Source organism: Paenibacillus taihuensis (assembly GCF_003386535.1).
Lineage (GTDB): Bacteria > Bacillota > Bacilli > Paenibacillales > Paenibacillaceae > Paenibacillus_Z > Paenibacillus_Z taihuensis.
Window position 1 is genome coordinate 19,998 of the sequence record NZ_QTTN01000060.1, and the last position, 9,006, is coordinate 29,003.

At 55.6% G+C, this 9,006-nt stretch carries 9 protein-coding genes; 5 read left to right on the forward strand and 4 right to left on the reverse strand.

The window, feature by feature from the left end; translation table 11 throughout:
- Positions 1 to 160 precede the first annotated feature (160 nt).
- Both A8990_RS29300 and A8990_RS29305 read right to left on the reverse strand, forming a co-directional pair.
- Entirely contained in the window at positions 161 to 838 is a 678-nt protein-coding gene (locus tag A8990_RS29300) for an HD domain-containing protein (RefSeq protein ID WP_116192561.1), read from the reverse strand.
- Complete coding sequence (locus A8990_RS29305) at positions 838 to 1,341, reverse strand: CYTH domain-containing protein (protein ID WP_116192562.1); 504 nt, start codon at positions 1,339 to 1,341, stop codon at positions 838 to 840. Before A8990_RS29305 ends, A8990_RS29300 begins: the two co-directional genes overlap by 1 nt.
- Positions 1,342 to 1,468: 127 nt before the next feature.
- Here A8990_RS29305 and A8990_RS29310 point away from each other — a divergent pair, with 127 nt between their 5' ends.
- The 3 genes from A8990_RS29310 (at position 1,469) to A8990_RS29320 (ending at position 5,236) form a co-directional block, all read left to right on the forward strand.
- Complete coding sequence (locus A8990_RS29310) at positions 1,469 to 2,164, forward strand: metal-dependent hydrolase (RefSeq protein ID WP_116192563.1); 696 nt, start codon at positions 1,469 to 1,471, stop codon at positions 2,162 to 2,164.
- 151 nt (positions 2,165 to 2,315) lie between these two features.
- Positions 2,316 to 4,310 (forward strand): dihydroorotate dehydrogenase, encoded by a 1,995-nt coding sequence (locus A8990_RS29315; protein WP_116192564.1) that lies wholly within the window; start codon positions 2,316 to 2,318, stop codon positions 4,308 to 4,310.
- Positions 4,307 to 5,236: a nucleoside hydrolase gene (locus A8990_RS29320; protein WP_116192565.1), complete on the forward strand. Its 930-nt coding sequence runs from the start codon at positions 4,307 to 4,309 to the stop codon at positions 5,234 to 5,236. Before A8990_RS29315 ends, A8990_RS29320 begins: the two co-directional genes overlap by 4 nt.
- Positions 5,237 to 5,308: 72 nt before the next feature.
- Here A8990_RS29320 and A8990_RS29325 read toward each other — a convergent pair whose 3' ends face one another.
- Together A8990_RS29325 and A8990_RS29330 are read right to left on the reverse strand one after the other, a co-directional pair.
- Complete coding sequence (locus A8990_RS29325) at positions 5,309 to 6,442, reverse strand: tyrosine-protein phosphatase (protein WP_116192566.1); 1,134 nt, start codon at positions 6,440 to 6,442, stop codon at positions 5,309 to 5,311.
- Between the two features lie 129 nt (positions 6,443 to 6,571).
- Positions 6,572 to 7,495, reverse strand: coding sequence for a DMT family transporter (locus A8990_RS29330; RefSeq protein ID WP_116192567.1), 924 nt, complete (start codon positions 7,493 to 7,495; stop codon positions 6,572 to 6,574).
- Positions 7,496 to 7,671: 176 nt separating this feature from the next.
- Here A8990_RS29330 and A8990_RS29335 point away from each other — a divergent pair, with 176 nt between their 5' ends.
- Entirely contained in the window at positions 7,672 to 8,169 is a 498-nt protein-coding gene (locus tag A8990_RS29335; protein ID WP_116192568.1) for a HugZ family pyridoxamine 5'-phosphate oxidase, read from the forward strand.
- A gap of 20 nt (positions 8,170 to 8,189) precedes the next feature.
- The gene (locus A8990_RS29340) at positions 8,190 to 8,675 is read left to right on the forward strand and encodes a DinB family protein (protein ID WP_116192569.1); all 486 of its coding nucleotides are present in this window, start codon (positions 8,190 to 8,192) and stop codon (positions 8,673 to 8,675) included.
- The last annotated feature ends 331 nt before the right edge of the window (positions 8,676 to 9,006 follow it).

Below are 9,006 nucleotides of genomic sequence, written 5' to 3' on the forward strand. Positions count from 1 at the left end.
AGATCATTTAGAAAGCTATAATGGATTTATCCACTCATTTATTACGCAAAGGGCCTTTTTCACCGATTTCGAGCTAAAATGAGTGGATTTTTCCATTATAGCTGACTGTTATCGTCTAAACTGGCCTTCTGTGTTGGATTTATCCAACATAGCTGTGTTTCTAGCTGTCCGTGCCTTCCCACTCCTGCATGAACTGCTTCAAATACGCCTCCAAGTATTGATGGCGCGCTTCCGCAATCTGCTTCGCGGATGGCGTATTTATACGGTCCTTCAGCTTCAGCAGCTTCTCATAGAAATGGTTGATCGCCGTGCTTCTTCCTTCGCGGTACTCCTTCGGTGTCATCGCATCGCGCGGAGGAAGCGCAGGGTCATACATCGCATCGCCCTTCCAGCCCGCATAGGTGAAGCAGCGCGCGATGGCGATGGCGCCGATTGCATCAAGTCGGTCCGCGTCCTGCACCACGCGACCTTCAATCGTCCGCATCGGCGGATTCTGGCCGCCATTGTAGGACATCGTCGAGATGATCTCCATCACATGCGCGCTGTCGGCTTCACCCAGCGATTGCCCCTCAAGCCAGCCTTCTACTTTAAGAAGACCAGCCTCCTTCGACGGGTTCAGCTTCTCGTCCGCGACGTCGTGCAGCAGCGCGGCAAGGACGCACAGAAACACATTCGCGCCCTCCTGCTTCGCGATCCGCTCCGCCATCTGCGCGACGCGGTGGACATGCCACCAATCATGGCCGGACGTATCGCCGCCAAGCTCGGTCCGGGCGAACTGCTCCGCAGCTTCGAGAACCATCTGTTGCTGTTGCTGTTGCTGTTGCTGTTGCTCTGGCATTAGCTCGGCCTCCTTGTCTGCAGATCGCGCCACACCTTCTTGTTGCTGTACTCTTTGGCCGTGCTTATATCTGGGCCGAACCATTCCGGCGACGTGAACGCCAGCGCTTCCTCCTCGGATTCGAACTCGACTTCCAGCACGCTCAGCTGAATTTGGTCGTAAATGTCGATTTCAACCGTCGTGTCGCCCCAGCGTGCCGTAATACGGTTCTTCGTCAGCGGAATCGCTTGAACGGCTTGCATCACCTGCTCGTAGAGACCTTGCGCGATCTCATACTCGATCTCTTCGCGAGATAGACCGCCACCGGATTTAAACGTATGTGTAAAATGTACCGCCTCCGTTGCGAGATCCACGATTCGGCGTACGCGCAGCTCCTGACCATCTGCGATAGCGAGATACGTCTGCTCAATGCGCTGCTCCGATTGGATCACGAGCTCGCCTGATTGAACAAGCGCCTCCGGGTATGCAGGCAGCAGAAATTTGCGTTCGACTTCGAGTGCCATTATTATCTCTTCTCCTTCCGATACGTTGACCAACACAATAGTGCTATTATAGCCCTAAATTGATTCCCGCTCCACATTCTGGCAAACTAGTGTAGTGAACAATTCTTCCCTAAGGAGTCGATCGTTTGTGAAAATCACCTATCATGGTCACGCTTGCATTCAAATCCAAACCGGCGACAAATCGTTGATCATCGATCCGTTCTTGACCGGTAACCCAGCCGCTGTACAGAAGGCAGAGTCGATTAAGGCTGACGCTGTCCTGCTGACGCACGCGCATGGCGACCACATCGGCGATGCTGCGCCAATCGCAAGCGCGAACGACGCTCCGGTTGTGGCCATTGTCGAGCTTGCCACGTACATGTCTTGGCAAGGCGCGAAGACAATCGGCATGAACATGGGCGGAACCGTCGATCTCGGATTTGCCAAAGCCAAGATGGTCCAAGCCTTCCACAGCTCCGGCATCGTCGACGAGGCGAACAAGCAGATTCTATACGCAGGCATGCCGGCGGGCTTCCTCGTATTCGCTGAAGGGCTGACGATTCTCCATGCCGGCGATACGTCGCTGTTTGGCGATATGAAGCTCATCGGCGACCGCTACAAGATCGATGTGGCCTTCATTCCAATCGGCGACCATTTCACAATGGGCCCAGAGGATGCGCTGCAAGCGGCAGAGTGGTACAACGCGAAGCTGGTCGTGCCGATTCACCACAGCACATTCCCGCTCATTAATCAGGATGCGGAGCAGTTCGTCAGCCAGCTCGCCATGCGCGGCCTGAAAGGCAAAGCGATGGCTCCGGGCGACGAGCTTCAAGTAGAAGCTTAACTCCTAACTCAAATCTCCTGACACCGAACTCATAACGCCCGTTTCTACTGCCCTTGGCGGCGGTATTCGAAACGGGCGTTTCTTTCGATACGAATCTGCTATACTACAAGTAAAATACTTCCAATCGACAAGAAAGCGAGTGATACCGCCTATGCCGGATTGGTCTTATCAAACCTTATTCCGTCCTCTCCTGTTCCGACTGCCTGGGCGGATAGCGAGATCCTTTACCCTGGGCGCCATCGGCACGCTCAGCCGCTTGCCGCTCGGCTCCTTCGTCATCCGTACGCTCGGACATATGGAGCCGGCGCCGCTGCTGCGCAGCAAGATTGGCGGCGTGGAGCTCGCCACGCCGGTCGGCCTCGCGGGCAGCGCCGATCCAGCCGGAACTGCGCACCGCGCGATGGCGCAGTTCGGCTTCGGCTTTATCGAGCTCGGCCCGGTCATGGCCGAGCCACTGGCTGCCGGCGAGGTGAGCCCCGGGGCTGGCGCTGCGCCGATCAGGCTCGATGCCGCACGCGAGCGCATCGTCTATCCGGCGTACGCGGAGCACGCCGGCGGCGGCGCTGCTGCTGCGGCCGCCGCCGCGGCGGCTCGGCTCGCGAAGCCGGGGCACGCGCTGCCGCAGCTCGTGCGGCTGACGCCGCTGCCGGGGAGCACGCCGGAGCAGGCGCTGCCGCAGCTGCTGCCGATGATGCGGCAGCTCCGGCAGGCAGGCGCTGCCGGCTTCTTCATGGATGCGCTGCAACAGCCGCTTGATCCGCATGGCACGGCATGGCTGCTGGAGCAGCTTCGCATCGCCGCTCGCCAGGCGGAACCAAACCTTCAAGATGCACTCCTATTTCTATACATCCCGCATGATGCAGGGGACTCCAGGCTTGCAGAAATCCTGCAGGCCATCGACTTAACCGCTTGGACCGGCGCGGTCATCGGCGAGTCGCGTTCACCGGATACCGGCGAGCTTGTGCTCGACCCGCAGGACAAGCATTCTTGCCTCGCGAAGCTAAGGCTGCTCCGCGAGCTGCCGACCAAACCAGCGGTCGACTTTACGTTAATTGCCGCGGCAGGCATCTATGAGCCGCAGGATGCGCTCGATACGATAGAAGCTGGCGCTTCTTATGTCATGCTGCACGCTGGGCTTGTTTTTGCCGGACCGGGACTGCCGAAACGCGTCAACGAGGCGATTTTGCATGAGAAAGTGAAGCAGCTGCCTGCTCCGGAGCCGGTATCCTTCTGGCGCCATTGGGGCTGGATGTGCCTGCTCGGCATCGGCATGATTCTCGGCGGGCTGCTCGCTTGGATGATCGCCGCCACAACGGTGCTGCTGCCTTACGATGAGGCCTTCCTCGGCTTGAAGCGCGATGCGCTCCATCACATCAACCATCGTCTGCTGCATTTCATGTCGCATGACCGGATTACGCTGGCCGGCACGATGATCTCGATTGGCGTGCTCTATTACCAGCTGAGCCGTTACGGGCTGCAATTCAGCATTCACTGGGCACGCATCACACTGCTCGTCTCTTGCACGTTCGGTTTCTTAAGCTTCTTCCTTTATCTTGGCTACGGCTATTTCGATCCGCTCCACGCGATGGTTGCAATCATCCTGCTGCCCATGTTTCTGCTTAGCATGCGCAAGAATCCCGATAGGCCGTTCCGGGGGGCAGTCAACCTTCGAAACGACGCGGTCTGGCGACGCGCCATGTACGGGCAATGCTGCATGGTTGCGCTCGGCTTCGCGCTCGTCATTGGCAGCATTACGATCTCCGGATTCGGCATAACCAAAGTATTCGTACCACAGGATCTTAGCTATATGGACACAACCGCCGCTCAGCTTCGGGCCGCTAATCCGCATCTCGTGCCACTCATCGCCCATGACCGTGCCGGCTTCGGCGGCGCACTGTTCTCCGATGCGCTCGCGCTTCTCATCATGTCGTTATGGGGGCTGCAGCAAGGCCAGCGCTGGCTGTGGTGGACGTACCTGCTCGGCGGCTCGCCGGCGTTCATTGCCGCGTTCACCGTCCATATGCATATCGGCTACACCGACTTCGTCCACCTGTCGCCCGCGGTCTTCGCCCTCGCCCTATACATAGGCGGACTTGTGCTGCTGTACCCTTATCTCATGCCAAGATTGAGGAGGCGATCGCAATGACATCTGCATGTTCATCAGCTTTAACCACCCGAAAAATATGGCTAGACACCGACATCGGCGGCGATATCGACGACGCCCTATGCCTCGCCTACCTGCTGCGGCAGCCCGCCTGCGAGCTCGTCGGCATCTCCACCGTTGGCGGCGAAGCCGAGCGGCGGGCGATGGTTGCGGATGCGATCTGCCATGCCGCCGGCCGCCAAGATATCCCCGTCTATGCCGGCGCTGATCGCCAGTTGATGCCAAGCAGCGTCTGTCCGACGCCGGATGGCGCTTCACGCTTGCCGGACTGGCCTCACCGGAAGATCGACAAGAAAGACCAAGCCGTCGACGCGATGCGCCGCGCGATCCGGGAGCAGCCGCATGAGCTGTCGCTGCTCGCCGTCGGCCATCTGACGAACATCGCGCTGCTGTTCCGGCTCGATCCCGAAATTCCGCGGCTGCTCAAGGAGCTGCATATTATGAGCGGCGTATTCTCGCCCGCGCTCGAAGCAGGACCGGATATGCCTATGGGCAATTGGAATGCATGGCTCGATCGGCATGCCTGCGCCATCGTGTATGATGCCGATGTCCCGATTCGCAGAACGTTCGGGCTGAATGTCACCAGCCAGCTTGCGCTGACACAGGAGGCGAAGCCCGGCCTGTTTGAGTCGAATAGACTCATGCGTGCCGTCGGCGACTTCGGATCGCCGTGGCTGGCGAGCCATGCGATGACGTTCCACGATCCTCTGGCGGCAGCTTGTTTGTTCGAGCCGCAGCTATGTGCGTACCAGCGTGGGGCGATCTCGGTCGACTACACCAATGTCGATACTTTTGGTGAGATGGCCTTCCAACCGAGCACGAGCAACAACAGCGATGATATTGCCGTCACGGTCGATCGGGAACGGTTCTTCGAGCATTATTTTGCAATAACTTGCGGCGGTAGGTAATCATTCTACTTCCCCGAATAAAAGAAGCCCCGCCTTCACGGAGAAGGCAGGGCATCCTATTATGCTATTATCCTATTCGAGGTACATCGCTTTCAGCTTCGCGCGCTCTTCTTTCGTTACGCCAAGACCTTTCTCGATGAACGCGTCGATCGAGCCGTATTTCGCTTTCATTTCGTCGATTGCCGCGCCCAGGAACTCTTTCTGTACGCCCATCAGTGCAGTCATCGCTGCGATCACGTTCTCGTCCGGAATTTGTTTCTTCAGCGCATCGATCGTTGCTTTGTTCGCATCTGCACGGTAGAAATTGGAGAGCAGGTAGTCGTTCATAACCGTTTGCTCATCAACGCCAAGCGTCAGCAAGATGATGGCAGAGCCCAGACCTGTGCGGTCTTTGCCAGCTGTACAGTGTTGAACAAGCGCGATGTTCTTCGAATCGTTCAGCAGCTCCATCAGTTGGACGTAGAATTTCGGTGCGTCAACCATTTGCTTGTTGAAGCCGGCCATCATCGCTACTGCGGATGCTTGGTCCTTCAATACGCCGGACTTGATCATCGTGTTCAAGTCAGCTGTGCTTCCTGCGTTGCCTTCGTCCGTACGGATGTACTTCATGCCAGCAATAACAGGATCCTTCATTGCACCCTCTTCAGCGTCTGTACGGTAGTCAACGTCTGTCGTGATGCCCATGCGTTTGACAACTTCAAGGTCGCTCGCAGTCAGATGTCCAAGCTCTTCTGCACGGAACAGCTTGCCCCATTTCACTGTTTTTCCGTCCGCTGTTTTGTAGCCGCCAAGGTCGCGGAAGTTGAATGCGCCCTGCAGGTTTACTTTACGCTCTGCAACATGGATCACGTCACCGTTGCCGCCCTTTATCGCGAAGTATACACGGTAGCCTGGCTTCGGATCCGGCGTTACAAAACCGTTAAAGCTTGTATAGGTTTGCGCCAATAGCTTACCGTTCTTCTCGATGTTGTCTGGCGATGTGCTCCAGTAGATCTTAGCTGCGCCAAGGTTAGCGTCAGCCTTCCAGTGAATTAACAGGTTGCCTTTCGCGTTACGCTCTACGCCTGCTGTTACGAATTGGCCCGCTTTCTTTGAAACTGCTGGTGCCGGTGCCGGTGCTGCTGCTGCGGATACAGAAGATGTAATTGCGGAAACTGCAATTGCTGCACCTAGCACAGCTGTCGTCGCCTTGAAACCTTTGGACACGGGGAAATTCCTCCTAAGAGATAATGGGTTTGTTTACTTGTCCTAACTATACGGGGCAGATGTTAAGTGTGAGTTAGCAACTCGTTAAGATTAAGTAAACACCGCACATGATCCTTGGAAGGTACTTCGTTATGGCTGTGTGCCGCGATTAAAGCGCTGACCGAGCCGCTGCACAGGTACTCCAGAGAGAATGAGCACCGCCGCAACACTGTCGATGGCGCTTAGCTGCTCGCCTAGCAGAATGACAATAAAGAGCAGCGTAATGAACGGCGTGAAGAAGGTAAAGCTCGCCACAAGCGACGCCGTAGAATAGCGCAGCGCCTGAAAGTAAAGGAAGAACCCCAGCACAATATTGCACATGCTCAGCCAGAACACCCCCGCGATATCCTCAATATGAGGCAGTGCCGGCGCCGAGAAACCGAGCATGCCGCCAGCAGACAGCACGAAAGCGACACACGTAATATAGAACGTGCTTAGCAGCATATCCTGTTTATTCAGCTTCACCAGATTCGTGAAGAGCCCCCAGCTCACCGCCGCCAAGACCGCCAGCAAATCCCCCGTAATATTCGTAAACGCAAGCGATGTGAAATCACCCTTCGTCGTCAGCAGCACCGTTCCCGCGAAGCCCATTAGAACAGCAATAAACTTGAACCGATTCATCCGCTCCTTATGGAGTGGGATGGCGAACAGCACGATAAAGATCGGGAATAGATAGTTCAGCATGGAAGCCTCCACAGCCGGAACTCGGGTGAGCGCCTCCAGATACAGGAAATCATACAGGAACGCAAACAGTCCGCATGCCGTTAGGAGCAGCAGCTGCTTCCTCGTCCAAGCTGCAATTGCTTTTAGCTTCCCAGGTTGAAACAGGCTGAGGACGAGAAAAGATAATACCCCCATTCCATTCATATAAAATAGCAGCTGATAGCTGTCGAGCTGTCCCAGCAGCAGCTTGCTGACCGCAGCGACCGAGCCCCAGAGCAGCAGGAGAATGGGCATCAAGAGATAGGGATTCTGCGAAGCGCGCAGCTTCGGATTTAATTGTAGTTCGCTCATCGTTACCTCGCATTCCGGTCATCGTTTGCTCCCATTGTAAAGGATGGCCGACGAGCCGTCTACGACTGGTTAAATAACCCTTGTAATCGCCAAAATCGCAGGTTATGATGATGAGGTCGAGTCCGATGATAATGATTATCAATATTAATTAGAGTGAAACGAGGGGGAAACATCTTTTGAAGCAGCCGAATATCGAGGAGCTCAAAGAGAAATATGTGGCGTTCGTGAACAGCCGCAAATCACTGATTATCAGCTCGCAGGACGAGCAAGGCGTACCTTTCATCAGCTATGCACCGTATGTCCAAGCGGACGGCAGGCTGTACATCTATATTAGCCGCATTTCGGATCATTACCGCTATGTGGAGAACAATGCGCACATCCATGTCATGCTCATTGGCGACGAGTCGGCTTCGCCGAACGTGTTCGCCCGCGAGCGTGCGCGCTGGGTGTGCGAGACGCAGAACCTTGGGAACGAAGGGTACGAGGAGATTTTCGCATTATTCGATGAGCGGTTTGGCGACAAAATGATGTGTATGCTGCGCGGACTCGACTTCTCGCTGTTCGAGCTGACGCCATCAAGCGGCCGTTACGTGGTCGGATTCGGCCAAGCATTCGATGTCGATCTGTCCGGCGAACGGTTCGAGCATGTCGTCGTTGATCGCAAGGATAAATAACCGAAGGAGTGCGGGAGACTATGAGTTACGAAGCTGTATTGCCGATCTGGCGGGTTATCCGCGGCCGGTTTCAGAAAATGGTTCAAAGCTTGAAGGAGGAAGAGCTTCACCTGGCCATGTCGCCGGAGTCGCCAACCATTGCGCATATGATTCGTCATAATGCGGAAGTGGAGTACATGTTCGCGGATTGGTTCTTCGGCCGCGGCGTACCTGAATGTGTTACATACATGGCAAGCGGCAGCACCGATTCCCATGATCCTGAAGCGTTCCGGCTCGAAGCGCTGATCGCGTTCTCCGCAGCTGCCGACGCACATCTCACCGAGGCGATGCGCGAGCTTGGCAATGACCTATGGGATGTCGAGATCACTTCGAAGATCGGACCCTCTACACCGCGTGAAGCGCTCGGACGCACGATCTATCATACCGGACTCCATGCGGGTCAAATCGCACTCATCCGAAAGCATGCACCGCAGCCTGCGGCTGGAAAGCAGGAGCTCGTTCAATAAAGCTAGCTTGGTCGGTCGCGTGTCCTATAATGGATTTATCCAACGAAAAAGGGCCTTCAGCGCCGAAATCGCACGCTATATTGGAAAAATCCATTCATTTGCAGCTGAAGTCCGTCATTTCGGCCCCTTCTTGCGAAAATGAGTGGATAAATCCAACACAGCCATCCCAAACCCCCTTATTTATAAATAATGAGTGGATTTAGAGTCAATTTCATAAGTCTATGATCGCTAGGTAGCACTCACTCAAAACCCAAGGATTTTAAAAAAATCAGGCTGCACAGCGTGTCCTTCTCAATTCTTGGTTCAGTTTATCAAGGGCGAACTTGCATAA

Bases quoted from the DNA above. Each gene is read 5' to 3' on its own strand.
- A8990_RS29300 (WP_116192561.1), bottom strand. From the start codon at position 838: ATGCCAGAGCAACAGCAACAGCAACAGCAACAGCAACAGATGGTTCTC.
- A8990_RS29340 (WP_116192569.1), top strand. From the start codon at position 8,190: ATGAGTTACGAAGCTGTATTGCCGATCTGGCGGGTTATCCGCGGCCGG.
- A8990_RS29320 (WP_116192565.1), top strand. From the start codon at position 4,307: ATGACATCTGCATGTTCATCAGCTTTAACCACCCGAAAAATATGGCTA.
- A8990_RS29305 (WP_116192562.1), bottom strand. From the start codon at position 1,341: ATGGCACTCGAAGTCGAACGCAAATTTCTGCTGCCTGCATACCCGGAG.
- A8990_RS29315 (WP_116192564.1), top strand. From the start codon at position 2,316: ATGCCGGATTGGTCTTATCAAACCTTATTCCGTCCTCTCCTGTTCCGA.
- A8990_RS29330 (WP_116192567.1), bottom strand. From the start codon at position 7,495: ATGAGCGAACTACAATTAAATCCGAAGCTGCGCGCTTCGCAGAATCCC.